Raw genomic sequence first — 24,880 nt, forward strand, 5'->3', positions numbered from 1 at the left:
GCCAGCGGGCGCTTCGTGGCCGGTGAGTTCATGGTCGGCCGCCTGTCTGGAAAGCCTGTCGTCCCGTTTGCCTTGCCGGTGCTCGACAGCAAGGGTTCTGTCTTGTTCGTTGCCTACGCGGCCCTTGACCTGGCCTCGGTGGTTGCTTCTTTGGCCGCCGCCCAGTTGCCACCGGGTGCTGGGCTGGGCGTTCATGACCGCCATGGAGCCTTGCTGGCCGGGTCACCCGGCCTGCCGCTCCAAATCGGACAAAACGCGGCCAGCCTGGTGATTCAGGAGGCGCTCAAGACCCGAAGCACATCGGTGCGCGAGGGCGCTGACAAAAATGGCCAGCAACGCTTGTGGGCCTACATGCCCACCAGTGCGGATACGGGTACGGCCTTTGTCGTGGCGGTCAGCATGGACCGCCGCCTGGTGGTCGCACCAAGCCAGCGCCAGCTCTGGCTGGAACTGGCCGCGCTGGCGCTGGTGACGCTGTTGGGCGGCTGGCTGGCCTGGATGCTGGGGACGCGTGCCATTGTGAAGCCCGCTGCCAGCATTCTTGAGGCCACCGGGCAGTTACAGCAAGGCCGGCTTGACACGCGTATCGCGCTGGGCCCGAACGAGCCTGCAGACGAGTTTTTCCGTATCGCCGAGGGCTTTAACCGCATGGCCCAGGCCCTGCAGGCACAGCAGGGCGCGCTGCAAGCTGAACTGTCGAAAAGCCGCGCGGTGCAGCAAAAATTGTGCGTCGCCCAGCAGGCCGCTGTCCACAGCGCCGAACTGCTGAACCGTGCGGGCGCGCTGGCAAGGGTCGGGGGCTGGGAGCTGATGGTTGACGGCATGACGCCCTGCTGGTCAGCGGAAACCTACCGCATCCACGGTGTCGATCCTTCGCAGGACATCAGCTTTGAAGACGCGATCAATTTTTTTGAAGCCGATGCCCGGCCCGTCATCACGTCGGCTATCCGATCGGCCATCAAGGACGCAACGCCGTGGGATATTGAACTTGCGCTGGTGACCGCCACCGGCCAGCCAGTCCGGGTGCGCACCCAGGGGCGCGCCCTGCTCGAAAATGGCAAGGTCGTCCGGCTGGCTGGCGTGATACAGGACATCACCGCACAGCACCAGGCGCACGCGCACGCGAAACTGCTGGAAACCTGCATTTCCCGCCTGAACGACGTGGTGATGATCACCGAAGCGGAGCCGGTCGATGAGCAGGGGCCGCGCATCGTGTTTGTCAATGACGCCTTCGAGCGCCTGACGGGTTACAGCCGTGCGGAGGTACTGGGCACGTCCCCCCGCTTTTTGCAGGGCGCCCACACCCAGCGCAGCGAACTCGACCGGATACGGGAAAGCATCAAAAAATGGCAGCCTGTCCAGTCCGAGCTGCTCAATTACGCTAAAAACGGACGCGAATTCTGGATCGACCTGAATATGGTTCCCGTCGCCAACGAAAAAGGCATCCTCACCCACTGGGTGGCCGTCGAGCGGGACATCACCGGGCGAAAACTGGCCGAGCAGGCCCTTGTCAACAGCGAGCAGCGCTACGCAGCGCTGTTCAACATGGCGCCAGTTTCCATGTGTGTCCATGACATTGAGACGAACCGCTTTCTCGCCGTGAACCAGGCCGCCTGCCAGGCCTATGGATATTCAGAGGCGGAATTCCTGTCGATGAGCATTTTTGACATTCGGCCCGCCGCCGAGCGTGAGGAACTGCGCCAGCGGCTGGGCGGTCCCCTGCGAAAAAGTGCCGTGTCGCACGATTTGCGCAAGGACGGCTCGCTGTTCGCGGTCGAAACGGTTTCCCGGCCGGTTCAATATGGCGGCCGGAATGCGCGGTTTGTTATCGCGCTGGACAAGACCGTCCAGGAAAAAGCCGAAAAGGATGCGCAGGAGTACCTGTTCACCCTTCAACGCGCAGCAGATGCGGCCCAGGCCATCACCTGGCATCGGACGGTCGAAGGAAGCATGCAGGAAATTGCAGAGCAGGCGCGAGGCGTCATTGGCGCACACCAGGCGGCCGTGTGCCTGAGCGCCGACAGCATGCGTCCGCAAACCATGCATGCGCTGTCGCTCTCCGAAAAGTATGAAACTTATCGGGGCATGATGAAGCCTACCGACGGCTGCGACATCCATGCCGTCGTCTGCGAGAACAACCGTTCCGTACGCATGACCCAGGCCCAGCTTGAAGCGCACCCCGGATGGCGGAATTTTGGCAACTATGGAGCGATGCCTCCGCCCGTGCGCGGCTGGCTCGCCGTCCCATTGATGGGCAGGGATGGAAAAAATATCGGTGTCCTGCAGCTGTCTGACAAATACGAAGGCGAGTTCACCAAAGAGGATGAATACGTCGCACTGGAACTGAGCCACCTGGCTTCTGCCGGTCTGGAAAACACGAAACTTCTCGAAGAAATCGGCCAGCTCAATGCGGTGCTGGAACAAAAGGTGGCGGAACGCACCGCTGCGCTGGTTCGCCAGGAGGCATTGTTCCGGGCGCTGGCCGAGCAGGCCCCTCAGATGGTCTGGACGGCCAGTTCGGACGGGCGCGCCACCTACTTCAACCGGGCCTGGTTTGACCTGGTGGGCGGCGCGTTGAAGGACTGGACTGGTTACCAATGGCTGGCGGTCGTTCATCCCGACGATGTCGCTGACATCAAGGGCACATGGGCGGCTTCCAGAGCAAACCAGTCCTCGTACGCGGGACTGCGGCGCCTGAGAGCCAGCGATGGCAGCTTTCACACCATGGCCTACAGGGCGTCCCCGGTGCTGGACGACCACGGTAATGTGGCCTTCTGGGTGGGAATCGATGCGGACATCACGGAAATCAAGGCCATTGAAGCGGCTTTGCGCTTGTCAAATCAGGAACTGGAAGCCTTTTCATATTCCGTGTCCCATGACCTTCGCTCGCCCCTCAATACCATCGACGGCTTCAGCAAGCTGCTCGCCAAGCAGCTGGCGCCGCAGATAGCGGGCGATGCCGGTGTCAAGGCGGGTCATTACCTGATGCGCATCCAGGCAGGCGTGGCACAAATGGGGCAGTTGATCGAGGATTTGCTGTCCCTGTCACAGGTCTCGCGTGCGCCCTTGAATACCGCGCCGGTGGACCTGTCCTTCATGGCGCGAAAGCTGCTGGAGGAATGGAGCACCCGCCAGCCCGAGCGCCAGGTGACGGTGACGGTTCAAAACGGACTGCAGGCGCATGGCGATGAGCGGCTGGTCCGGATCGTGATGGAAAACCTGCTGGCCAATGCGTGGAAATTCACTGGGCAAAAGGCGCAGGCTGAAATCAGCGTCGGCCAGCAATCCAACCTGGCTGGTTTGCCGGTCTTTTTTATTAAAGACAACGGCGCAGGCTTTGACATGGCTTACGCTGACAAGCTGTTTCAGCCCTTCCAGCGGCTGCACAGCGTTTCTGAATTTTCGGGAACCGGTATCGGCCTGGCCACCGTTAGCCGCGTGATCAAGCGGCACGGCGGCCGCATATGGGCGGAGTCCGCGCCGGGGCTTGGCACCACGTTTTTCTTCACGCTGTCTTAGCACAAGGCCTGTCGTAGGGCATCAGGTGTTGTCCTTTTGTGTATCTGGACGGGAATTTTGCCCCGATGCAGATAAAACTCATTAAATTGATTAAGATTACAACTGTGACAAATTTAAACCATTTTAAAGTGCCTTGATGTCGCGTGAACCAAAATCCTTCGAAGCTGCCATTACTGCCAGTGACTTTTCAAGTGACGATTACTGCGGGACCAGCTATGCAGCCAAAATGCTCGGCTTGTCTGTGGCGACGGTTCAGTCGCTGGTCGAGAAAGGCGAAATCGATGCCTGGAAAACGCTGGGCGGTCATCGGCGCATTGCCCTGCAGTCGCTCAATGCCTACCTGACCAAGCACAGTCCCCAGCTCTCGCGTGCCGATCTTCACCCCAAGCACCGCTTGCGCGTGCTGGTGGTCGAGGACGACGAGGCGACGCGTGACCTGTACCGATGCCATTTTGACGAGTGGGATCTGCCGGTTGACTGCACCTGGATGCCATCGGCGCTGGACGCCCTGATGGACATTGCCAGCATGCGCCCGGACCTCTTGGTTGCCGACTTGTCGATGCCGGGCGTCGATGGCATCGAGATGCTCAGGACCATCAAGCGCAACCAGCAGCTGGCAGACATGCAGATCGTGGTCATCAGCGGGATGGCCGTGGATGCCATTGCCGCTCGCGGCGGTCTTCCGCCACAGGCGCGCCTGGTTCAAAAGCCGGTCAATTTCGACTGGCTGCAGGGCTATGTCACCGCACTGGTCATGGCCAATGCCAAATGGCGCTGACCTGCTCGCCCCGTAAGTCTTCCAGTCCCTGACACCCTACGCCCGTCTGCCATGACCCGATTTCTGGACAAGTTCCGGGCAAACCCGCCAGCCGACGCGCCCGAAGCAAAACCGCATGATGTCAACGCCATCCTGCCGTTGTCACGGCAGGAATGGGGTGTGGGCGACCTGACGCTGGACGGTATTGTGCTTCTTGACCACCAGTTGGCCATCGTTGACGCCAATCCCCGGGCGCTCGTATTCTTGCGCGCGTCCCTGTCCGCCATCAGCGGCTACAGCCTGTGGGACGTCGTATCGCAGGAAATCGCCAGCCAGCATGAAGCGGCGGCTGGACTGGCGCTCGTGGATTCGGATCAATACGTTTTCGTTGTTCATGAAAGCTTTGAAAACAGCTGGGTCGAATACACCCTGCGGCGATGCGCCGCCGGTTACATCGTCAACCTGCGCGAAGCGGGGCCAGCGCAAAAGTACCAGCGCCTGCTGGAAGACAGCAAACGCTACAACCAGCTGATCTTCGAAGCCAATCCGAATGTCATGTGGGTGTTCGACCGCACCTCGCTTCGAATCTTTGCGGCCAACCAGGCCGCCATCAGGTTTTACGGCATTGCGCGCAAAACCTTCATGACACTTAGCATGGACGTGCTTTTCCCCGAGGGGGAAGGCGCCGAACTGCTGAATTCGCTGCACAGCGGCAAGGAAGGCCATTCCGAGATGCGGCTGTGCCGGCAGAAAAAAATGGACGGCAAGGAGGTCCTGGTCGAACTTGCCTGGAGCCAGGTCAAGTGGGATGGCCACCATGCGGTGCTGGTCAGCCTGGCTGACATCAGCGACCGGCACATTGCCGACACGGTCCTCAAGAAATCCAACGCCGTGCTGCAGCAAACACTGCTTGCGCAGCAGGATGAACTGAAAAATGCCAGGCACGACCTGCTGACCTTCACCCAGGCGGTTTCCAGCGACCTGCAGGATTCCCTGCATGTCGCCCAGGGTTTTGCGTCCAGGCTGGCTGAAAAGTATTCGCCGGTCCTGGATGATCAGGGCCTGCACTACGTCAGGCGCATTCAGGCCAGCATCAGCCAGCTCGCCAGGCTGGTCGACGACCTGCGAACGCTGGCCCAGCTGCCGCTTCGCTCCGGAAAGCCGGAAATGGTCGATCTGGTGCCCGTCTGCCGATCCCTGTTCGCCGATCTGCGCAAGCTCGATCCGGACCGGGATGTGACGATCGAGATGGACACTAGCCTGATGCTCGTCGGGAACCGGGGTCTTTTGACCATTGCCCTGTTCTGCCTGCTTGACAATGCCTGGAAATTCACCGCCAAAAAAGTCGAAGCATGGATCAAGGTCGGACTGTTGCCCGGCAAGCTGCCGGGGGAACTGGTCCTGGTGGTGGCTGACAACGGCGCAGGATTCGATCCGGTCTACAGCGGTAATCTGTTCACGGCGTTTCAGCGCCTCCACTCTTCCGCCGACTTCTCCGGAAATGGTCTGGGGCTGGCCATCATCAAACGGGTCGCGCAGGTGCACGGCGGCACGGTATGGGCTGAAAGCCCCAATCAGATGGGCGCGAGCTTTTTCATGTCGCTGCCGCAGGCGCAACCGATCGTTTCCTGACCCTAGTTTCTTGCCATTGTCGGTGCGTGCGTGCATCCTGAAAACCGGTTCCCTGCCAATGCGTATCGGCAAACCGGTGAACGGGAAGCGCCGTGCCCGCAGACCGGCTTCTCCCATTCACGTTATATTTGACGTTTACGTAAACGTAAGAGTCTATGGATTGCGGCCACAGTACAGTACCGGTTTTCGCTATTGTTCTGTTGCCTCGGCTGGGCTTTTACTTCCTCTCATGGCCACTACCTACACCATCAGCGATCTCGCCAAAGAGTTTGACCTGACCACCCGCGCCATGCGCTTTTATGAAGACATGGGACTGCTGCAGCCCGAGCGTGAAGGGGCGGGCGGGCGCAACCGCGTCTATTCGGCGCGCGACCGCACGCGGCTCAAGCTCACGCTGCGCGCCAAGCGCCTGGGGCTTTCCCTGACCGAGGCCAAGGAGATCATCGACTCCTATGACAGCCCGCGAGACACGGCGCCGCAACTGAGGAAGTTCCTGAACATCCTGGCCGACCACCGCCTAAAGCTCGAAGCGCAACTGGTCGATCTGCAGGCCAACCTGGAAGAACTCCGTGTCCATGAAAAGGAAACCAAAATGCTGCTTTCAAAGGCTGAAAAGTCAAAATAGGTGATAATTGACGTTTACGTAAACGTCAACCAAAAAGCCTGCCCGCAAGGCAGACTCAACCCATTCTTACAGGGCCTTGTCCATGGAAGCATCCACCGCGCCATCAGCGCTGTTTCAGCGAATCGAGGCGAGCTTTTTGCGGCAAGGCTTGATGCAGCATCTAGGTGCGCGGCTGGTGCGGGTCGAACCCGGACTGTGCGAGGTCTCGCTGCCTTATTCGGATCGCGTGATCCAGCAGCAGGGCGGCTTTCATGGCGGCGCCATGGGCGCGCTGGCTGATATTGCCGGCGGCTATGCGGCCCTGACGCAGGTTGCGCCTGACACGGAAGTCACCACCGTCGAGTACAAGATCAATTTCCTGGCCGGTTTCAAGGATGGCGAGCTGCGTGCCGTGGGCCGCGTCACGCGGGCCGGCAAGCGCATCATCGTGACCACGGCGGAGGTGATGCACCTCGGCGTCGACGGCAAGGAGAGCGCCTGCGCGCTAATGCAGCAAACCATCGCTCCCGTGCCCAAAACCTATTAATCACTGTTTAGCCTTCATCCCCTCGCGCAAACGGACATCAGCAGCGCGTTCCCAACCGGCCTTTAAAGAAAGACTCGATCATGAACAACATGCCAGGACTCAATTTCCAGCTCGGCGAAGACATCGACGCCCTGCGCGACGCGGTGCGCGACTTCGCGCAGGCTGAAATTGCGCCGCGCGCCGCCGAACTGGACCGTAACGACCAGTTCCCGATGGACCTGTGGGAAAAAATGGGCGCGCTCGGCGTGCTCGGCATCACCGTTGGCGAGGAATACGGCGGCGCCGGCATGGGCTACCTGGCGCACATGATCGCCATGGAGGAAATCAGCCGCGCCAGCGCCTCGGTCGGCCTGTCATACGGCGCGCACAGCAACCTGTGCGTCAACCAGATCAAGCGCAACGGCACCGAGGCACAGCGCCAGAAATACCTGCCCAAGCTGATTTCCGGCGAGCATGTCGGCGCGTTGGCCATGAGCGAACCCGGCGCCGGCAGCGATGTGATTTCGATGAAGCTCAAAGCCGAGGACAAGGGTGGCTATTACGTCCTCAACGGCAGCAAGATGTGGATCACCAACGGCCCCGATGCCGACACGCTGGTGGTCTATGCCAAGACCGAGCCGGAACTCGGCGCGCGCGGCGTGACGGCCTTCCTGATCGAAAAAGGCATGCCCGGCTTTTCCGTCGCGCAAAAGCTCGACAAGCTGGGCATGCGCGGCAGCCACACCGGCGAGCTGGTGTTCCAGAACGTCGAAGTGCCCGGGCAGAACATTCTGGGAAACCTGAACGGCGGCGCGAAGGTCCTGATGAGCGGTCTCGACTACGAGCGCGCCGTGCTGACCGGCGGGCCACTGGGCATCATGCAGTCGGTGATGGACAGCGTGCTGCCCTACATCCACGACCGCAAGCAGTTCGGCCAGAGCATCGGCGAGTTCCAGCTGATTCAGGGCAAGGTCGCCGACATGTATACCGTGCTGCAAGCAGGCCGCTCGTTTGCCTATACCGTCGCCAAGAACCTCGACATGCTGGGCCTGGACCATGTGCGCCAAGTGCGCAAGGATTGCGCTTCCGTCATCCTGTGGTGCGCCGAAAAAGCCACCTGGATGGCGGGTGAAGGCATTCAGATTTTTGGTGGCAACGGCTACATCAACGACTACCCGCTGGGCCGCCTCTGGCGCGATGCCAAGCTCTATGAAATTGGCGCCGGCACCAGCGAAATTCGCCGCATGCTGATTGGCCGCGAGCTTTTTGCCGAGACCATGTAACGCAGCCCGGCGAAGACACACTTTCATGACCTCATCCATTCAAGATCTTTTCAGCCACAACCGCGCATGGGCTGCGCGTATGGAAGCTGAACGCCCCGGCTTTTTCACCAGCCTGGTGAAGCAGCAGACGCCCAAGTACATGTGGATCGGCTGCTCCGACAGCCGCGTACCCGCCAACCAGATCACCGGGCTGGAGCCGGGCGAGGTGTTTGTCCACCGCAACGTGGCGAACATCGTCGTGCATTCGGACCTCAATGCCCTGTCGGCCATCCAGTTCGCTGTCGAGCGGCTCAAGGTGCAGGACATCATGGTGGTGGGCCACTACGGCTGCTCGGGCGTGCAGGCGGCGCTGGAAGGTGCGCGCATCGGGCTGGCCGACAACTGGATACGCCATATCCAGGATGTGCGCCACCGCCACCAGGCGCTGCTCGACAGCCTGCCCGACGACGTTCGCGCCCATGCACTGTGCGACATCAATGTGATCGAGCAGGTGGTCAACGTGTCCGTCAGCACCGTCATGGTTGACGCCTGGGCGCGAGGCCAGCCGGTCAGGGTTCATGGCTGGTCCTTCGGCGTGCATGACGGGCTGCTGCAGGACCTGCGGATGAGCGTGCCCGGCCCCGAGGACGTGAATGACCTGTACCGCAAGGCGATCGACCGTGTACGCCAGCACTGGAGCGCCCGGCCCGTCGAGCTTTAAGGACTTTTTTGATGTTCCCCCAGCGCCTTGACTCCACCGTGGCTTATGACATCGCCAAGGCGATGATGGACGGCTTCAACCGGCACTACCAGCTGTTTCGCACCGAATCAAGCCGGGCCAAGCACCGCTTCGAGACCGCCGACTGGCACGGCCAGCAGCGCGCCCAGCGCGAGCGCATCGAGTTCTACGACCTGCGCGTGCGCGAAGCGTCGTTCAGGCTGGAGCGCGAGTTCAAGGCGGGCGAGCAGCCGATGGACGTGTGGCATCAGGTCAAGCTGCATTACATCGGCCTGCTGGTCAACCACCAGCAGCCTGAACTGGCCGAAACCTTTTTTAATTCGGTCACCACCAAGATATTGCACCGCAGTTATTTCCAGAACGATTTCATCTTTGTCCGGCCCGCCGTCAGCACCGAGTACATCGAAAACGAGGAGCCGACCGCGCAGCCGACCTACCGCGCCTACTACCCGACGCGCGACAACATGCACGAAACCCTTGTCAAGCTGATCGGGGACTTCGGCCTGCATTGCGAATTCGAGGACCTGTGGCGCGATGCCGGCTATGTCGCCGAGGCCATGGCCGCGCGTCTGGGCGACGTGAAGCTGCGCGCCAATTTCCAGATACAGGTGCTCTCGGGCCTGTTTTTTCGCAACAAGGGCGCCTACGTCGTCGGCAAGATCATCAACGGCTTTGGTGAAACGCCCTTTGCCCTGCCGATCCTGCACAGCCAGCCAGCGCCGGGGCCGGCCACGGCTGCCGAGAGCAAGGGCATTTCCAGCCAGTCGGACGCCGGCCGGCTGGTGATTGACGCGGCGCTGTTCGGCGAGGACGACCTCTTGATCCTGTTCAGCTTCGCGCGCGCCTACTTCATGGTCGACATGGGCATTCCGTCGGCCTATGTGCAGTTCCTGCGCAGCATGATGCCGCGCATGCCGCGCGCCGAAATCTACAACGCCCTGGGCCTGGCCAAGCAGGGCAAGACGCTGTTCTACCGCGACTTCCTGCACCACCTGCGCCACTCGACCGACAAGTTCCGCATCGCGCCCGGCATCAAGGGCATGGTCATGCTGGTGTTTGATTTGCCGTCGTTTCCGTATGTGTTCAAAATCATCAAGGACTACTACCCACCGCAAAAAGACACCAGCCGCGAGCAGATCAAGGGCAAGTATTTGCTGGTCAAGCAGCACGACCGCGTCGGCCGCATGGCCGACACGCAGGAATACAGCGAAGTCGCCTTTCCGCGCGACCGTTTCAGCGACGAGCTGATCGCCGAGATCGAGAAATTCGCCCCCAGCCAGTTGGAGATCAGCGACCGCGACGGCGACGGCCAGACGGAAGTCATCATCAAGCATGTGTACATCGAGCGGCGCATGATCCCGCTGAACATCTACCTGCAGGAAGCGTTCGACTTCGGCGTGGCCGAGCGTGCGGGCAAGGACCAGATCGAGCGCGCCGTGGTCGAATACGGCAACGCCATCAAGGACATGGTCGCGGCCAACATCTTTCCCGGCGACATGCTGTGGAAGAACTTCGGCATCACGCGCCATGGCAAGGTCGTTTTCTACGATTACGACGAGATCGAATACATCACCGATTGCAAGTTCCGAAAAGTGCCCACGCCGCGTAACGAAGAAGACGAAATGAGCGGCGAAATCTGGTATTCGGTCGGCCCCAAGGACGTGTTCCCCGAAACCTTCGGCCCCTTTTTGCTCGGCAACGACGCGGTGCGCGAAGTCTTCATGAAGCACCATGCCGACCTGCTCGATGCCGCTTTCTGGCAGCAGCACCAGGCGCGCATCCAGGCCGGCCATGTGTACGACGTGTTTCCCTATGAGCAGCAAAAGCGCTTCGCCGTCATGCACGGCCCGGCATCTGCCGGTTGAAGCCGCTGCCGTCAACCCCATTTACCCACCATCCATTCAAGGAGAAAAACATGTCTGATTCCATCGTCATCCTCGGCGCCGCCCGCACCCCCATGGGCGCTTTCCAGGGCGATTTCGCCAGCCTGTCGGCCCACGACCTGGGCGGCGCCGCCATCAAGGCTGCCGTCGAGCGCTCGGGCGTCGCGCCCGAGAAGGTCGACGAAGTGCTGTTCGGCAACTGCCTGATGGCCGGCCAGGGCCAGGCGCCGGCGCGCCAGGCCGGCTTCAAGGGCGGCCTGCCGGCCAGCACCGGCGCCGTCACGCTGTCCAAGATGTGCGGCTCCGCCATGCAAGCCACGCTGCTGGCGCATGACCAGCTGGTGGCCGGCAGCCGCGACGTGATGGTGGCCGGCGGCATGGAAAGCATGACCAACGCCCCCTACCTGCTGCCCAAGGCGCGTGGCGGCATGCGCATCGGCCACGACCGCGTGATGGACCACATGATGCTCGACGGCCTGGAAGACGCCTACGAGCCTGGCCGCTCCATGGGCACCTTTGGCGAAGACTGCGCCGCCAAGTACGGCTTCACCCGCGAGGCGCAGGACGCCTTTGCCACCGCCAGCGTGCAGCGCGCCAAGGCCGCGATCGCGTCCGGTGCCTTCAGCGCCGAAATCACGCCCGTCACCGTCAAGGGCCGGGCCGGCGACACCGTCATCAGCAGCGACGAAGGCCCGGGCAAGGTCAAGCTCGACAAGATCGCCTCGCTCAAGCCCGCGTTCAAGAAGGACGGCACCATCACCGCCGCCTCCAGCTCGTCCATCAGCGACGGCGCTGCCGCGCTGGTGCTGGCCCGCGAGTCGACCGCCAGGGAACTCGGTGCCACGCCGATCGCCCGCATCATCGGCCACGCCACCTTTGCCCAGGCGCCCGAATGGTTCTCGACCGCCCCGGTCGGCGCCGTCAACAAGCTGCTCAAGAAAATCGGCTGGGACGTCAAGGACGTGGAGCTGTGGGAAATCAACGAAGCCTTCGCCGTGGTGCCCATGGCTGCGATGGCCGACCTGAACCTGAGCCACGACATTGTCAACGTCAACGGCGGCGCCTGCGCACTCGGCCACCCGATTGGCTGCAGCGGCGCCCGCATCATCGTCACGCTGATTTATGCGCTGAAGGCGCGCGGCCTGACAAAAGGCGTTGCCACGCTGTGCATTGGCGGCGGCGAAGCCACCGCCATTGCCATCGAAGTGCTCTGAGCCCACCCGGAGGACGCCAGCATGCAGCCCGCTTTGACCGGACCTGATGAAGTCATGCTTGCTCCTGAAATAATAGCTCTCGGCGCTTTCTGTATAAGCGCTATAGGCCTTTTTTACTGGTAAACATCATGTCTGTCGTCCTTGTCATCGGCGCTTCCCGCGGTCTGGGCCTGGAGTTCGTGCGCCAGTACACCGAGGCGGGCGACCGCGTCATTGCCACCGTGCGCGACGCCGCCGGGCGCGAGCGAGCGCAGGCGCTGGGCGCCGAAGTGCTGACCGTGGACGTGAGCCAGCCGGCCAGCGTGAGCGGCCTGGCGTGGCAACTCGACGGCGAAAAGATCGACACCGCGCTGTATGTTGCCGGCGTCTATGCATCCGGCACGGCGCTGTCGCCACCCACGCGCGAGCTGTTTGACCGCACCCTGCACACCAATGTGATGGGCGCCATGCAGGTGCTGCCGCAGATTGCCCCGCTGGTGGAAGCTGCGCAGGGCCGGTTTGCCTTCATCAGCAGCGGCATGGGGCATATCGGCAGCGTGGAATCCAGCCAGGGCTGGACCTACCGCGTCAGCAAGGCCGCGCTCAACATGGCGGTGGCGTCAGCCCAGCACGACTACCCGGCGGCCATTCTGGTCGCGCTGTGCCCCGGCTGGGTGCGCACCGACCTGGGCGGACCCAACGCCCCACAAAGCGCTTCAGACAGCGTGAGCGCCATGCGCGCCACGCTTGGCGCCATCACGCCGGCCCACAAAGGCCAGTTTTTACACCACGACGGCCGGCCGTTTGCCGGGTGGTAATTCCCTTCATCAAGATCTGGACACAACAACCATGCTGCTGACACAAGACCAGGAACAGGTGCGCGACGCGGTTCGCGCTTTCGCCCAGGCAGAACTCTGGCCCCATGCCGCGCGCTGGGACAAGGAACACTACTTTCCCAAGGAAGCGCACCGGGGCCTGGCCGCGCTGGGCGCCTACGGCATCTGCGTGCCCGAGGAATTCGGCGGCGCCAACTTCGACTACCTCACGCTGGCGCTGGTGCTCGAAGAAATCGCGGCTGGCGACGGCGGCACCAGCACGGCGATCAGCGTGACCAACTGCCCGGTCAACGCCATCCTGATGCGCTACGGCAACCCGGCGCAGAAAAAGCAGTGGCTGACTCCGTTGGCGCAGGGCGACATGCTGGGCGCCTTCTGCCTGACCGAGCCGCACACCGGCAGCGACGCCTCGTCGCTGCGCACCACCGCTAGCAGGCAAGGCGACGCTTACGTGCTCAACGGCGTCAAGCAGTTCATCACCAGCGGCCAGAACGGCCAGGTCGCCATCGTCATTGCCGTCACCGACAAGGGCGCCGGCAAAAAAGGCATGAGCGCCTTCATCGTGCCGACCGACGCGCCCGGCTATTCAGCCTCGCGGCTGGAAGACAAGCTCGGCCAGCATTCAAGCGACACGGCGCAGGTCAACTTTGACGACTGCCGCATTCCGGTCGAGAACCTGATAGGCGCCGAGGGCGAAGGCTACAAGATCGCACTGGGCGGGCTGGAGGGCGGGCGCATCGGCATTGCCGCGCAAAGCGTCGGCATGGCGCGCAGCGCGTTCGAGGTGGCGCTGAGCTACGCCAAGGACCGCCAGAGTTTCGGCACCGCCATCTTCAACCACCAGGCCGTGGGCTTCAGGCTGGCCGACTGCGCGACCAAGCTGGAGGCCGCCCGCCAGCTGATCTGGCATGCCGCCAGCCTGCGCGACGCCGGCCGGCCCTGCCTGAAGGAAGCGGCGATGGCCAAATTGTTCGCCAGCGAAATGGCCGAAGAAGTCTGCAGCATCGCCATCCAGACGCTCGGTGGCTACGGCTACGTGACCGATTTTCCGGTCGAGCGCATCTACCGCGACGTGCGGGTTTGCCAGATCTACGAAGGCACGTCGGATGTGCAGAAAATCATCATCCAGCGCGCGCTGGCTTAAAGCCATCCCTCATTTCAGGAGAGACACTCATGCCCATTACCAAAGGTTTCCAGTCCCTCGTCGATGAGGCCATGGAAGAAGTCAAAACCTATTCGGTCGAGGCCGTAACAGCGCGGCTGGCCGACCCGGCGGTGCAGATCGTCGATATCCGCGACGTGCGCGAACTGGAGCGCGAAGGCACGGTGCCCGGTGCCTTCCTGGCGCCGCGCGGCATGCTGGAATTCTGGGTTGATCCGGCCTCGCCCTATTTCAAGCCGATCTTTGCCGATGAGAGCCGGGAGTTCATCCTGTTTTGCGGCGCCGGCTGGCGCAGCGCGCTGGCGACCAAGACGCTGCAGGACATGGGCATGCGCAATGTGGCCCATATCGACGGCGGCTATGCCGAGTGGCAAAAGCAGGGCGCACCGACCGAAACCTTGGAAGAGCGCAAAGCCAAGAAGGGCTGACGTGCCTGAGACCGGCAGGGCTGCCCGGTGTTGCCACGATGGTGGCCAGTTGCAAGCCAAAAAGGCCGCTGGCCCCCGCTTTGCCGGCACAGGTTGCTATCGAAAAGCGAGTGTTTGCCGGCTTGGCCAGAGCCCTGCCTTAAGCGCTGCGCAGGCAAACTGCGTGAGTCCGGCGCCGCTTGCGCACCACTCAGCCCGTGAGGATGGGCCGCAGCGTCTGCACCTCCTGCGCCATGAATTCGAAAAAGGCCGACACCCGGGGCGTGCGCCTGAGCTGACGCGTGGTCAGCATGCGCCAGCTGCGCGTCAATTCGGCCACCGGCCCCAGCACCCGCACCAGGTCGGGCTCGGCATCACCGAGCGCCGTTGGCAGCGCCGCAAGACCCAGGCTGGCTTTGGCGAAGTGAACCGTTCCCAGCACGCTGCCACTCGTGGCCACCGTTCTGGCGCCGGGCGCCACCTGCCGCCGCCACAGGGTGGCGCGGTGGTTGGCCATGCTCTCGTCGAACCCGACCCAGGCGTGTTGCGCCAGTTCCTGCAGGCCGCGCGGGCTGCCGTGCTGCGCCAAATAGTCGCAGCCGCCGTACACCGCCCACAGGGAGTCGGCGATCTTGCGCCCGATCAGCTGGTTGTCCACGGTGTCGCCAGACCGAAGCGCCACATCGGCCTCACCCTTGTTCAGGTCAACGTAGTGGTCGCTCATCACAAACTCGACGTGCAGACCCGGATGGCGCGCCGCCAGGCGCTCCAGCAGCGTTGACTTGCTGATGCGCAGCACGATCGGCTCCGGGCAGGTCAGCCGGATGACGCCATTCAGCGCACGCGCAGAAGACTGCACAAAGCGCTCCAGCGACAGCATGTCCTGCTCGACCCTCTCGGCGTGCGGCAGCAACGCCAGGCCGTAGGCCGTCAGGCGGTAGCCGGTGGCGCGCCGCTCGACCAGGCTTTGTCCGATGCGGCGTTCAAGCGCCGCCAGGCGCCGCTGCACGGTCGATTGATCGACGTGCATCGCACGCGCTGCAGCCGTGGTGCTGCCATGGCGCGCGACGGCCAGAAAGTGCTTGAGATCGTCCCAGTCGAACATGCTGAACTCCCCATGGTTGCGGCCCCATTATGCAAATTTGCGGCTGGCGCACGGGCGCGGGGAAGCCTAGACTGACCGGTATCTCCACCGCTGATGAAAGGTCTTGCCATGAAACCGCACCATCAACCCCCATGTCGCACGCGCGCCGCGTTGCTGGCCTTGACGCTGGGCGCCGCTTTCGGGCCGGCGGCGCAGGCGCAGGCGCCCGGCCTGGCCACCCCGCAGCTGGTCCTGAAGGAAAACGTCTTGCAGATGCCCAAGTCGGACACGCAAGAGGTCAGGGTGCTGACCGCCGCGTTCAAGCCCGGCGATCAGACCGTGTTTCACACGCACCGCTCACCGGTCACGGTTTATGTGCTCGAAGGCCAGTTCACGCTGAACCTGGAGGGCAGGGCGCCCGTCGTCGTCAGCGCGGGGCAGGCTTTTGTCGAGCCGCCCAACGTGAAAATGACGGGCCACAACAAGAGCGCCACGGACGCCTTGCGGGTCGTCATCTTTTATGTGAGCGAGCCGGGCACCCCTTTTCTTGATCCGGCGCACTGAGTCGCCCCGGTTTTGCTGCCGGGCGCAGAGTCGCCCCCGCCCAGCGATGCGAACGGTATCCGCCGGGCGATGGGGCGGTTTCTGCGCGCCGGTTCGGTGGGTGGATCGCTTGTTCGCCCGGCACACGCCGATCCCTTTTTGCAGCGCACAGTGCTAAGCTGCCCATCCGACTTCTGCCAACCAAAGTGAGACAACACCATGCCCGGACTCTTGCCCAACATCGACCCTGACGGCCTGCTCGAATTCTCGGTGGTCTACACCGACCGCGCGCTCAACCACATGTCGCGCAGCTTCCAGGGCGTGATGACCGACATTTCGCGCATCCTGAAAGACGTGTACCACGCGCATTCGGTGGCGCTGGTGCCCGGCAGCGGCACCTACGGCATGGAAGCCGTGGCGCGCCAGTTCGCCACCGGCAAGCCGGTGCTGGTGCTGCGCAACGGCTGGTTCAGCTACCGCTGGACGCAGATTTTCGACATGGGGAACATTCCCGCCGCCTCGACCGTGCTCAAGGCGCGCCAGACGGGCACCGGCGCGCAAGTCCCGTGGGTGCCCGCGCCGATTGCCGAGGTGCAGGCCGCCATCGCCCGCGAAAAGCCCGCCGTCGTCTTTGCCCCGCATGTCGAAACTGCTTCCGGCATGATCCTGCCCGACGACTACCTGCGCGCCGTGGCCGACGCCGTGCACGCCGTGGGCGGGCTGTTCGTGCTTGACTGCATTGCCTCGGGCGCCATGTGGGTCGATATGCAGGCGACCGGCGTCGATGTCTTGATTTCCGCGCCGCAAAAAGGCTGGAGCAGTTCGCCGTGCTGCGCCATGGTCATGCTCAGCGAGCGCGCCAGAATCGCCATCGACGGCACCACCAGCACCAGCTTTGCCTGCGACCTGAAGAAGTGGCTGCAGATCATGGAAACCTATGAAAAAGGCCGCCACGCCTACCACGCCACCCTGCCGACCGACGCCCTGATGCGCCTGCGCGCCGCCATGCAGGAAACGCAGGCCTATGGCTTCGGCAAGGTGAAGGCCGAGCAAATTGCGCTGGGCGAAAAGGTGCGCGCGCTGTTCGAAAGCCGGGGCCTGCCAAGCGTTGCCGCCGACGGTTTCAAGGCGCCCGGCGTGGTCGTCAGCTACACCACCGACCCTGAGATCCAGTCGGGCAAGAAATTCCTGGCCCAGGGCCTGCAGACCGCCGCCGGCGTGCCGCTGCAATGCGACGAAGGCGCGGACTTCATGACCTTTCGCGTCGGGCTGTTCGGGTTGGAGAAGTGGCACCAGGTGGAGCGCACCGTGGGGCAGCTGGCGGAGGCGCTGGAGGGGATTGGGCTGGGGGCGGCTATGGGTGAGGCGGTTGTTGGCTGAGGTATTGACGGCTCAGTTTGCTGGCGGCCTGACGATAGTGCTACGCATCACCAGTTAAATCTACATTGCAACTCTCATGGACCTTTCACTAATTCAAGGAACTATCTCCGGCTTGAAGGTCGCATCCGATATGGCGAAGGGGTTTCTCGACCTCAAGTCAATGGCTGAAGTCCAAGGCAAGGTCATTGAACTTCAAAGCGCGATCTTGCTAGCGCAAAGCAACGCGCTTGCAGCGAATGCAGATCAGGCTGCAATGGCTGATGAAATTCGGAACCTTAAAGAGCAACTCGCCAAAGAAGAAGCATGGAGCAAGGAGAAACAAAGGTATCGGCTCATCGCTATTGAGGCGGGTATCTATGCGTATTCGTTGAAAGAAGACTTGGTTTGCGACGAACCTCCACATTGGGTATGCGTGGGGTGCCTCAACGCGGGCGCGAAATACGTTCTCCAGAATCAAGGTGACTTTTATGGTGCGAGCGAATATCTTTGCAATGGCTGCAATTCCAAAATCAAAATTTCTACCAGCGTGCCGCCAGAGTCCTAATGCTTTCAACAAGCAAGTTCGCCTACCCGAACCTGCGCTGAAGTCTTTTAATAAATCAGCGTAATGAGTGAGACATTGACACGCTTGAAGGGTACGAGTATGGCAATGGGTCATGAGACCCTGAACGCATGACAACTCCTTGCCCCTGCGGCCGCACCACGGCGAATCCGACCAAGCCCGCCAAAACCCAGCCCCTGCCTTTTTCCGCCTGCTGCGGCCCGTGCCTAGAAGAAAACATCCCCGCCCCCGACGCCGAAGCCCTGATGCGTTCGCGCTACAGCGCTTTCGTGCTGGAGCGGGCCGATTATTTGCTCGCCACCTGGCATGCCTCCACGCGCCCGGCCACGCTGGACTTTGCGCCCGGCGCGAAATGGCTGGGGCTGGAAGTGCGTTCGCACCGGACGCTCGACGTCGACCATGCCGAAGTCGAGTTTGTCGCCCGCTGCCGCGAAGCGGGCCGCGCGGTGCGGCTGCACGAGCGCAGCCGCTTCATGCGCGAGCAGGGACGCTGGTTTTACGTCGATGGCGACCAGTTTTAGTGCCAAATCGGCCTTTGGCGCAATGCTGGCGAGCGCAAGCAGCTATTAAAAGTGAGTAAATATGACCTTTGAAGCCATCTTGTTCGACTGCGACGGCGTGCTGGTGGACAGCGAGCCCATCACCAACGGCGTGCTGCGCGACATGCTCGAAGCGGGCGGCTGGGTGCTGACGCCGGCCGAATGCATGCGCGTCTTCGTGGGCAAGGCGGTGCGCGACGAGCGCGCCCTCATCGAAGCCCAAACCCGCCGGCCGCTGACCGAGGACTGGATGGCCGAGTTCTATGACCGGCGCAACCGCGAACTGCAGGCGCGCCTGCAGGCGATTGCCGGCGCGCACGAGGCCGTGGCCGCTGCCCACGCCCACGCGGCCGAGCGGATTGCCTGCGCGTCGGGCGCGGACCGCTTCAAGGTCGAAATGCAGCTGGCGCAGGTCGGGCTGATGGATTACTTTGCGGGGCGCATCTTCAGCGGGCAAGAAATGCCGCGCTCCAAGCCGGCGCCCGATGTTTACCTGGCCGCAGCAAAGCACCTGGGCGCAAGCGGTGCGCGCTGCCTGGTGATCAAGGACACGACGACCGGCGTGACGGCCGGTGTGGCGGCGGGGGCCACGGTCTGGGCCTATTGCCCGCTGCCCGAGCACGGCGCGGCCTTGCGTCAGGCCGGCGCGAACCAGCTGTTTGCCCATATGGCCGACCTGCCGGCGTTGCTGGCGGCGGCCTGATCGACGCTTAGTCGCTGCGAGTTACGCACATTGCTTGTTTGCCGGGCATCCTGTTGAAGCCCGCGTCTGGCAAGGGTTTCAAGGGTTTACCCGGGAGTGCTGCACAAACTTATCCACAGAAGATGTGTATGGATTTGCAACCGGACGGGACGATTCCGCATGGGCGGTGCGCCTAGCCCGTCTGCCGCTTACCCGGCGCGCCTGAATTCCGCGGGCGACTGGCCGGTCCAGCCGCGAAAGGCGCGCATGAAGCTTTTTTCGTTCTGAAAGCCCGCCGCTTCGGCGACCTGCTTGATCGGCCGCTGCGTGCGCAGCAGCAGTTCCAGCGCGCGCGCGCGGCGCACCTCGTCTTTCAGCGCCTGCAGCGTGGCGCCTTCTTCCTTGAGCTGGCGGTGCAGTGTGCGCGGGGAAACATTGAGCCGCACGGCCAGCGCCTCGGCATTGTGGCTTTGCGCCGGATGGGCGGCCAGCGCCTGGCGCACCCGCTGCACCAGCAGCCGGTCGCGCCGGTAGGGCAGCACCGTGAGCGGCAGGGCGCGCTGCAGCATTTGCTGCAAGGCGCGTTCGTCGCGCCGCAGCGGCAGGGCGAGATAGCGCGCGTCAAAGCGGATGCCCGCCGGCGCGGTGTCGAACGCGGTGGGGCCGGAAAACAGCACCGAGTAGGCTTCGTGATGCGCCGGTGCGGGAAACGGAAACTGCGCGCCCAGCAGCGGAATGCGCGAGTCGATCAGCCAGCTGGCCACGCCCAGAATGTTGCGCAACACCGAGACCAAACAGAACTCGCGCAAGGCGCCCAGGTCGCGCTGCTCGGTGATCGCCAGCATCGCCGTGTCGCCGGTGACCGACAGCTTGAGCGCGATGTCGTCGGCAATCAGCCCGTGGTGCCGGCACCAGCGCTTGAGCGCCACGCCCAGGCTGGGCGCGCTCAAGGACGCGCGCGCCAGCATGCCGTAGCTGCCCCAGGGTAGGCGCCGGCTGAACCAGCCCAGCGCCTCGTCGTCGAGTTCCTGCATGGCCGCGTCCGAGATGCGTTCCATCTGCCAGGCGGTGATGCGCGACGCGGGATCGAGCAGTGCCGCCGGCGCAATTTGTGCCTGCGCCAGCGCCTCGGCCGGGCGCATGCCGCGCCGCTCATAAGCCAGCACGATCGCCTGCACGAACGCGATGGGCGTCATGGCCGGCGCGCCGGACGGCTTCAGGGCAGCAGAAACGGATAACGGCAGCAGCATGGCGGCAAGTGTGCCCGTCAGTGGCGCGATTTGCAACCTCGGTGGCGCCTGCTGGCGGCCGTGGCCACGAGGCATGGGCCATACTGTCGCATCCGCCCGAGCTGGCGGCGCAAGGAGACAACCATGAGCGAAGAACTTTCCGCATCGCATCCCGCAGCCGCGCCTTCCACGCTACCCTTTACGCGCAGCTACGCCCGTGGCGCCACCGACGTGCCGCTGATCGAGCAGCCGATAGGCGCATTTTTTGACGCCCTCGCGGCGCGGCAGCCCGACCACGAAGCGCTGGTCAGCGTTCATCAGCGCCGCCGCTACAGCTACCGCGAACTGCAGCGCGAAACCGACCGCCTGGCCAGCGCGCTGCTGGGACTGGGCCTGCAGAGCGGCGAGCGCGTCGGCATCTGGTCGCACAACAATGCCGAATGGGTGCTGCTGCAGCTGGCGACCGCCAAGGTCGGCCTGATTCTGGTCAACATCAACCCGGCTTACCGCACCGCCGAAGTCGAGTACGCGCTGAACAAGGTCGATTGCAAGGCGCTGGTCACCATGGCGCGTTTCAAGACCAGCGACTACCTGGGCATGCTGCGCGAGTTGGCGCCCGAATGGGCGCACGGCCAGCCCGGCCAGCTCGAATCCGTGACGCTGCCGCACCTGCACACCGTGGTCTGGATTGACGAAGCCGGGCAGGGCGATGACCAGCCCGGCTTGACGCGCTTTTCCGATCTGCTGGCCAGCGGCAACCCGGACGATGCGCGGCTGGCCGCCGTGGCCGCTACGCTCAAGGCGACCGACCCGATCAACCTGCAGTTCACCAGCGGCACCACCGGTTTCCCCAAGGGCGCAACGCTGACGCACCGCAACATCCTGAACAACGGCTTTTTCATCGGCGAAGCCATGAAGCTCACGCCGGCCGACCGGCTCTGCATTCCGGTGCCGCTGTACCACTGCTTCGGCATGGTGCTGGGCAACCTGGCCTGTTTGACGCACGGCGCCACCATCGTCTACCCGAACGACGGCTTCGAGCCGCTGAGCGTGCTGCAGACGGTGCAGGACGAGAAATGCACCGGCCTGCACGGCGTGCCGACCATGTTCATCGCCGAACTCGACCACCCGCGCTTTGCCGAGTTCGACCTGTCCACGCTGCGCACCGGCATCATGGCCGGTTCGCCGTGCCCGACCGAAGTCATGAAGCGCGTCGTCAGCGACATGAATCTGGGTCAGATCACGATTGCCTACGGCATGACCGAGACCAGCCCCGTGAGTTGCCAGAGTTCAATCGACACGCCGCTGGCCAAGCGCGTCTCGACCGTCGGCCTGGTACAGCCGCACCTCGACATCAAGATCATCGACCCGGAAAGCGGCGAGATCGTCGCGCCCGGTGTGTCGGGCGAATTCTGCACGCGCGGCTATTCGGTGATGCACGGCTACTGGGACGACCCGGTTCGCACGCAGGAGTCGATTGATGGCGAAGGCTGGATGCACACCGGCGACTTGGCGACGATGGACACCGAAGGCTACGTCAACATCGTCGGCCGCATCAAGGACATGGTGATACGCGGCGGCGAAAACATCTACCCGCGCGAAATTGAAGAGTTCTTGTACCGTCACCCCAAGGTGCAGGATGTGCAGGTCGTCGGCCTGCCCGACAAGCGCTACGGCGAGGAACTGTGCGCCTGGATCGTGCCCCGGCCCGGCGTGACGCTGGCCGAGGACGAGATTCGCGACTTCTGCAAGGGCCAGATTGCGCACTACAAGGTGCCGCGCTACATCCGCTTCGTGCCCGGTTTCCCGATGACGGTGACCGGCAAGATCCAGAAATTCAAGATCCGCGACGAAATGAAAAACCAGCTCGGGCTGGAAGAAGACAAAACTGCCTGAACCGCCTGAAAGAAACCAAGCACCCATGACCACGCTAGACACCCAACTCAACGCCCGTTCCGCCGACTTCCAGGCCAATGCCAGCGCCATGCGCGCGCTGGTGGACGACCTTCATGTGCAGCTGGCCAAGTCGGCTGCCGGCGGCGGCGAAGTCGCTAGAGCCCGCCACACGGCGCGCGGCAAGCTGCTGCCGCGCGACCGCGTGCAGATGCTGCTCGACCCCGGCACGCCGTTTCTGGAAGTCGCGCCGCTGGCCGCGCTCGGCATGTACAAGGGCGATGCGCCCTGCGCCGGCCTGATCGTCGGCATTGGCCGCGTCAGCGGCGTGGACTGCATGATTGTCTGCAACGACGCCACCGTGAAGGGCGGAACCTATTACCCGCTGACCGTCAAGAAGCACCTGCGCGCACAGGAAATCGCCCAGCAGAACAACCTGACCTGCATCTATCTGGTCGATTCAGGCGGCGCCAACCTGCCGAACCAGGACGAGGTGTTCCCGGACCGCGACCACTTCGGCCGCATCTTTTTCAACCAGGCCAACATGAGCGCGCTCGGCATCTCGCAGATCGCCGTGGTCATGGGCAGCTGCACGGCGGGTGGCGCCTATGTGCCGGCCATGAGCGACGAAAGCATCATCGTCAAGAACCAGGGCACGATTTTCCTGGGCGGCCCGCCGCTGGTGAAGGCCGCGACGGGCGAAGTCGTGACGGCCGAAGATTTGGGCGGCGGCGATGTGCATACCCGGCTCTCGGGCGTGGCCGACCACCTGGCGCAAAACGACCTGCATGCGCTGGCGCTGGCGCGGGCTTCGGTCAAGAATTTGAATAAAAACAAGGCTTCTGCGCAGACTGGGCGGGCGCTGTTAGCTCCTAAATTCGGAGCAGAGGAGCTGTACGGCGTGATTCCGGTCGATGTGCGCAAGCCTTTTGACGTGCGCGAGATCATCGCCCGCATCGTCGATGGCAGCGTGTTCGACGAGTTCAAAGCGCGCTACGGCACCACGCTGGTCTGCGGCTTCGCGCACATCGAAGGCATGCCGGTCGGCATCATCGCCAACAACGGCATTTTGTTCAGCGAGTCGGCGCTCAAGGCGACGCACTTCATCGAGCTGTGCTGCCAGCGCAAGATTCCGCTGGTGTTTTTGCAGAACATCACCGGCTTCATGGTCGGCCGCAAGTACGAGAACGAAGGCATCGCGCGCAACGGTGCCAAGATGGTGACGGCGGTTGCCACGGCAGCGGTGCCCAAGTTCACCGTCATCATTGGCGGCAGTTTTGGCGCCGGCAACTACGGCATGTGCGGCCGGGCGTTTTCGCCGCGCTTTTTGTGGATGTGGCCGAATGCGCGCATCAGCGTCATGGGCGGCGACCAGGCCGCCGGCGTGCTCGCCACCGTCAAGCGCGACGGCATCGAGGGCAAGGGCGGCGCGTGGTCTGCCGAGGAAGAGGAAGCCTTCAAGGCGCCGATCCGCAGCCAGTACGAGCACCAGGGCCATCCGTACTACGCGACGGCGCGGCTGTGGGACGATGGCGTGATCGACCCGGCCGACACCCGCCGCGTGCTCGCGCTGGGCTTGAGCGCGTCGCAGAATGCGCCCATTCCCGATACGAAATTCGGCCTGTTCCGCATGTGAGGGATGCAAGCCATGAACGCACTTGAAACCACCCAGCGGGGCGCCGTGCTGACGCTCACGCTCAGCCGCCCCGACATCCGCAACGCTTTCAATGACGAGGTGATTGCGGAAATCACCGCCGCCTTCCAGGACGCCGCCAGCCGCGCCGAGGTGCGCGCCGTGGTGCTGGCCGCCGTGGGCCCGGCCTTTTGCGCCGGCGCTGATCTGAACTGGATGCGCCGCATGGCCGACTACACCCGTGACGAAAACCTGGCGGATGCTAGCGCGCTGGCCGAGATGCTGCGCGTGATGTACGAATGCCCCAAGCCCACCATCGCCCGCATCCAGGGCGACGTGTATGCCGGCGGCATGGGGCTGGTCGCGGCCTGCGACATGGCGGTCAGCGTGGACACGGCGAACTTCTGCCTGAGCGAGGTCAAGCTGGGGCTGATTCCGGCGACCATCAGCCCGTATGTGATCCGCGCCATGGGCGCGCGGGCGGCGCACCGCTACTTTTTGACCGCCGAGCGCTTCGATGCGAAGGAAGCGCACCGCATCGGCTTCGTGCATGAAGTGGTGGGCGCCGACCAGCTGGACGCCAAGGTGGCCGAACTGACGAATGCCCTGGTCAGCGCCAGCCCGAATGCCGTGCGCAGCTGCAAGGTGCTGGTGCAGGAAGTGGCAGGCCGGGACATCGAGGCGCCGCTGATCGGCCGCACCGTCGAGGGCATTGCCGACATCCGCACCAGCAGCGAAGGCCGGGAAGGCGTTCAGTCCTTCCTGCAAAAACGCAAGCCGTCCTGGCTGGCCTGAGTTTTCAAAGGAGCTTCACC

General features: G+C 63.3%; 22 protein-coding genes. 20 read left to right on the forward strand and 2 right to left on the reverse strand.

The features are described 5' to 3' along the window. The first annotated feature begins 498 nt into the window (after nucleotides 1–498). From ACP7AD_RS12645 to ACP7AD_RS12700, 12 genes are all read left to right on the forward strand, one after another. Nucleotides 499–3,519, forward strand: coding sequence for a PAS domain S-box protein (locus tag ACP7AD_RS12645; RefSeq protein ID WP_426147989.1), 3,021 nt, complete (start codon nucleotides 499–501; stop codon nucleotides 3,517–3,519). Between the two features lie 136 nt (nucleotides 3,520–3,655). Then, nucleotides 3,656–4,297 (forward strand): response regulator, encoded by a 642-nt coding sequence (locus ACP7AD_RS12650; protein WP_426147929.1) that lies wholly within the window; start codon nucleotides 3,656–3,658, stop codon nucleotides 4,295–4,297. Between the two features lie 51 nt (nucleotides 4,298–4,348). Further along, complete coding sequence (locus ACP7AD_RS12655; RefSeq protein ID WP_426147930.1) at nucleotides 4,349–5,908, forward strand: sensor histidine kinase; 1,560 nt, start codon at nucleotides 4,349–4,351, stop codon at nucleotides 5,906–5,908. Between the two features lie 229 nt (nucleotides 5,909–6,137). Continuing rightward, entirely contained in the window at nucleotides 6,138–6,533 is a 396-nt protein-coding gene (locus ACP7AD_RS12660) for a MerR family transcriptional regulator (protein ID WP_426147931.1), read from the forward strand. 82 nt (nucleotides 6,534–6,615) lie between these two features. Next, a complete protein-coding gene (locus tag ACP7AD_RS12665; RefSeq protein WP_426147932.1) occupies nucleotides 6,616–7,059 on the forward strand; it encodes a PaaI family thioesterase in 444 nt (147 codons plus the stop codon). Between the two features lie 80 nt (nucleotides 7,060–7,139). Further along, a complete protein-coding gene (locus ACP7AD_RS12670) occupies nucleotides 7,140–8,321 on the forward strand; it encodes an isovaleryl-CoA dehydrogenase (protein WP_426147933.1) in 1,182 nt (393 codons plus the stop codon). 25 nt (nucleotides 8,322–8,346) lie between these two features. Beyond that, nucleotides 8,347–9,021 carry a carbonate dehydratase gene (can, locus tag ACP7AD_RS12675; protein ID WP_426147934.1) on the forward strand — a complete coding sequence of 225 codons (675 nt, stop codon included), beginning with the start codon at nucleotides 8,347–8,349 and terminating at the stop codon, nucleotides 9,019–9,021. A gap of 11 nt (nucleotides 9,022–9,032) precedes the next feature. Continuing rightward, nucleotides 9,033–10,904 carry a bifunctional isocitrate dehydrogenase kinase/phosphatase gene (gene aceK / locus ACP7AD_RS12680; protein ID WP_426147935.1) on the forward strand — a complete coding sequence of 624 codons (1,872 nt, stop codon included), beginning with the start codon at nucleotides 9,033–9,035 and terminating at the stop codon, nucleotides 10,902–10,904. A 50-nt stretch (nucleotides 10,905–10,954) separates the two neighbouring features. Beyond that, nucleotides 10,955–12,136, forward strand: a complete 1,182-nt coding sequence (locus tag ACP7AD_RS12685) for an acetyl-CoA C-acyltransferase (RefSeq protein ID WP_426147936.1) — start codon at nucleotides 10,955–10,957, stop codon at nucleotides 12,134–12,136. 128 nt (nucleotides 12,137–12,264) lie between these two features. After that, nucleotides 12,265–12,933 (forward strand): SDR family oxidoreductase, encoded by a 669-nt coding sequence (locus ACP7AD_RS12690; RefSeq protein ID WP_426147937.1) that lies wholly within the window; start codon nucleotides 12,265–12,267, stop codon nucleotides 12,931–12,933. A gap of 31 nt (nucleotides 12,934–12,964) precedes the next feature. Further along, a complete protein-coding gene (locus ACP7AD_RS12695; protein WP_426147938.1) occupies nucleotides 12,965–14,095 on the forward strand; it encodes an acyl-CoA dehydrogenase family protein in 1,131 nt (376 codons plus the stop codon). Between the two features lie 29 nt (nucleotides 14,096–14,124). Next, the gene (locus ACP7AD_RS12700; RefSeq protein WP_426147939.1) at nucleotides 14,125–14,541 is read left to right on the forward strand and encodes a rhodanese-like domain-containing protein; all 417 of its coding nucleotides are present in this window, start codon (nucleotides 14,125–14,127) and stop codon (nucleotides 14,539–14,541) included. A 190-nt stretch (nucleotides 14,542–14,731) separates the two neighbouring features. On the opposite strand, the gene ACP7AD_RS12705 is transcribed toward ACP7AD_RS12700, so the two are convergent. Further along, entirely contained in the window at nucleotides 14,732–15,625 is an 894-nt protein-coding gene (locus ACP7AD_RS12705) for a LysR family transcriptional regulator (RefSeq protein ID WP_426147940.1), read from the reverse strand. Between the two features lie 108 nt (nucleotides 15,626–15,733). On the opposite strand from ACP7AD_RS12705, the gene ACP7AD_RS12710 reads away from it, so the two are divergent. The 5 genes from ACP7AD_RS12710 (at nucleotide 15,734) to ACP7AD_RS12730 (ending at nucleotide 19,331) form a co-directional block, all read left to right on the forward strand. Next, nucleotides 15,734–16,168: a cupin domain-containing protein gene (locus tag ACP7AD_RS12710; RefSeq protein WP_426147941.1), complete on the forward strand. Its 435-nt coding sequence runs from the start codon at nucleotides 15,734–15,736 to the stop codon at nucleotides 16,166–16,168. Nucleotides 16,169–16,366: 198 nt separating this feature from the next. Then, nucleotides 16,367–17,527 (forward strand): aminotransferase class V-fold PLP-dependent enzyme, encoded by a 1,161-nt coding sequence (locus ACP7AD_RS12715; protein ID WP_426147942.1) that lies wholly within the window; start codon nucleotides 16,367–16,369, stop codon nucleotides 17,525–17,527. Nucleotides 17,528–17,603: 76 nt separating this feature from the next. Continuing rightward, nucleotides 17,604–18,071: a hypothetical protein gene (locus ACP7AD_RS12720; protein ID WP_426147943.1), complete on the forward strand. Its 468-nt coding sequence runs from the start codon at nucleotides 17,604–17,606 to the stop codon at nucleotides 18,069–18,071. Between the two features lie 128 nt (nucleotides 18,072–18,199). Beyond that, entirely contained in the window at nucleotides 18,200–18,610 is a 411-nt protein-coding gene (locus ACP7AD_RS12725; protein WP_426147944.1) for a YchJ family protein, read from the forward strand. A 61-nt stretch (nucleotides 18,611–18,671) separates the two neighbouring features. Next, nucleotides 18,672–19,331, forward strand: a complete 660-nt coding sequence (locus ACP7AD_RS12730) for an HAD family hydrolase (protein WP_426147945.1) — start codon at nucleotides 18,672–18,674, stop codon at nucleotides 19,329–19,331. Nucleotides 19,332–19,519: 188 nt separating this feature from the next. On the opposite strand, the gene ACP7AD_RS12735 is transcribed toward ACP7AD_RS12730, so the two are convergent. Continuing rightward, nucleotides 19,520–20,560 (reverse strand): AraC family transcriptional regulator ligand-binding domain-containing protein, encoded by a 1,041-nt coding sequence (locus ACP7AD_RS12735; RefSeq protein ID WP_426147946.1) that lies wholly within the window; start codon nucleotides 20,558–20,560, stop codon nucleotides 19,520–19,522. 123 nt (nucleotides 20,561–20,683) lie between these two features. Between ACP7AD_RS12735 and ACP7AD_RS12740 the strand changes: the two genes are divergently transcribed. The 3 genes from ACP7AD_RS12740 to ACP7AD_RS12750 are packed head-to-tail and all read left to right on the forward strand — an operon-like array spanning nucleotide 20,684 to nucleotide 24,860. Then, nucleotides 20,684–22,435: an AMP-binding protein gene (locus ACP7AD_RS12740; RefSeq protein WP_426147947.1), complete on the forward strand. Its 1,752-nt coding sequence runs from the start codon at nucleotides 20,684–20,686 to the stop codon at nucleotides 22,433–22,435. A 25-nt stretch (nucleotides 22,436–22,460) separates the two neighbouring features. Next, nucleotides 22,461–24,068: a carboxyl transferase domain-containing protein gene (locus ACP7AD_RS12745; RefSeq protein ID WP_426147948.1), complete on the forward strand. Its 1,608-nt coding sequence runs from the start codon at nucleotides 22,461–22,463 to the stop codon at nucleotides 24,066–24,068. Nucleotides 24,069–24,080: 12 nt separating this feature from the next. Then, nucleotides 24,081–24,860 (forward strand): enoyl-CoA hydratase/isomerase family protein, encoded by a 780-nt coding sequence (locus tag ACP7AD_RS12750; protein ID WP_426147949.1) that lies wholly within the window; start codon nucleotides 24,081–24,083, stop codon nucleotides 24,858–24,860. The last annotated feature ends 20 nt before the right edge of the window (nucleotides 24,861–24,880 follow it).

It is taken from the genome of Polaromonas sp. DSP2-3-2b2 (genome assembly GCF_049895905.1).
Taxonomy (GTDB): Bacteria; Pseudomonadota; Gammaproteobacteria; order Burkholderiales; family Burkholderiaceae_C; genus Polaromonas.

What these genes read in the sequence shown, in the direction of transcription:
- aceK (WP_426147935.1), top strand. Translation starts at nt 9,033, where the DNA reads ATGTTCCCCCAGCGCCTTGACTCCACCGTGGCTTATGACATCGCCAAG.
- can (WP_426147934.1), top strand. Translation starts at nt 8,347, where the DNA reads ATGACCTCATCCATTCAAGATCTTTTCAGCCACAACCGCGCATGGGCT.
- ACP7AD_RS12715 (WP_426147942.1), top strand. Translation starts at nt 16,367, where the DNA reads ATGCCCGGACTCTTGCCCAACATCGACCCTGACGGCCTGCTCGAATTC.
- ACP7AD_RS12685 (WP_426147936.1), top strand. Translation starts at nt 10,955, where the DNA reads ATGTCTGATTCCATCGTCATCCTCGGCGCCGCCCGCACCCCCATGGGC.
- ACP7AD_RS12655 (WP_426147930.1), top strand. Translation starts at nt 4,349, where the DNA reads ATGACCCGATTTCTGGACAAGTTCCGGGCAAACCCGCCAGCCGACGCG.
- ACP7AD_RS12710 (WP_426147941.1), top strand. Translation starts at nt 15,734, where the DNA reads ATGAAACCGCACCATCAACCCCCATGTCGCACGCGCGCCGCGTTGCTG.
- ACP7AD_RS12740 (WP_426147947.1), top strand. Translation starts at nt 20,684, where the DNA reads ATGAGCGAAGAACTTTCCGCATCGCATCCCGCAGCCGCGCCTTCCACG.
- ACP7AD_RS12660 (WP_426147931.1), top strand. Translation starts at nt 6,138, where the DNA reads ATGGCCACTACCTACACCATCAGCGATCTCGCCAAAGAGTTTGACCTG.
- ACP7AD_RS12730 (WP_426147945.1), top strand. Translation starts at nt 18,672, where the DNA reads ATGACCTTTGAAGCCATCTTGTTCGACTGCGACGGCGTGCTGGTGGAC.
- ACP7AD_RS12670 (WP_426147933.1), top strand. Translation starts at nt 7,140, where the DNA reads ATGAACAACATGCCAGGACTCAATTTCCAGCTCGGCGAAGACATCGAC.
- ACP7AD_RS12705 (WP_426147940.1), bottom strand. Translation starts at nt 15,625, where the DNA reads ATGTTCGACTGGGACGATCTCAAGCACTTTCTGGCCGTCGCGCGCCAT.
- ACP7AD_RS12690 (WP_426147937.1), top strand. Translation starts at nt 12,265, where the DNA reads ATGTCTGTCGTCCTTGTCATCGGCGCTTCCCGCGGTCTGGGCCTGGAG.
- ACP7AD_RS12750 (WP_426147949.1), top strand. Translation starts at nt 24,081, where the DNA reads ATGAACGCACTTGAAACCACCCAGCGGGGCGCCGTGCTGACGCTCACG.
- ACP7AD_RS12645 (WP_426147989.1), top strand. Translation starts at nt 499, where the DNA reads ATGCTGGGGACGCGTGCCATTGTGAAGCCCGCTGCCAGCATTCTTGAG.
- ACP7AD_RS12745 (WP_426147948.1), top strand. Translation starts at nt 22,461, where the DNA reads ATGACCACGCTAGACACCCAACTCAACGCCCGTTCCGCCGACTTCCAG.
- ACP7AD_RS12720 (WP_426147943.1), top strand. Translation starts at nt 17,604, where the DNA reads ATGGACCTTTCACTAATTCAAGGAACTATCTCCGGCTTGAAGGTCGCA.
- ACP7AD_RS12700 (WP_426147939.1), top strand. Translation starts at nt 14,125, where the DNA reads ATGCCCATTACCAAAGGTTTCCAGTCCCTCGTCGATGAGGCCATGGAA.
- ACP7AD_RS12735 (WP_426147946.1), bottom strand. Translation starts at nt 20,560, where the DNA reads ATGCTGCTGCCGTTATCCGTTTCTGCTGCCCTGAAGCCGTCCGGCGCG.
- ACP7AD_RS12725 (WP_426147944.1), top strand. Translation starts at nt 18,200, where the DNA reads ATGACAACTCCTTGCCCCTGCGGCCGCACCACGGCGAATCCGACCAAG.
- ACP7AD_RS12695 (WP_426147938.1), top strand. Translation starts at nt 12,965, where the DNA reads ATGCTGCTGACACAAGACCAGGAACAGGTGCGCGACGCGGTTCGCGCT.
- ACP7AD_RS12665 (WP_426147932.1), top strand. Translation starts at nt 6,616, where the DNA reads ATGGAAGCATCCACCGCGCCATCAGCGCTGTTTCAGCGAATCGAGGCG.
- ACP7AD_RS12650 (WP_426147929.1), top strand. Translation starts at nt 3,656, where the DNA reads ATGTCGCGTGAACCAAAATCCTTCGAAGCTGCCATTACTGCCAGTGAC.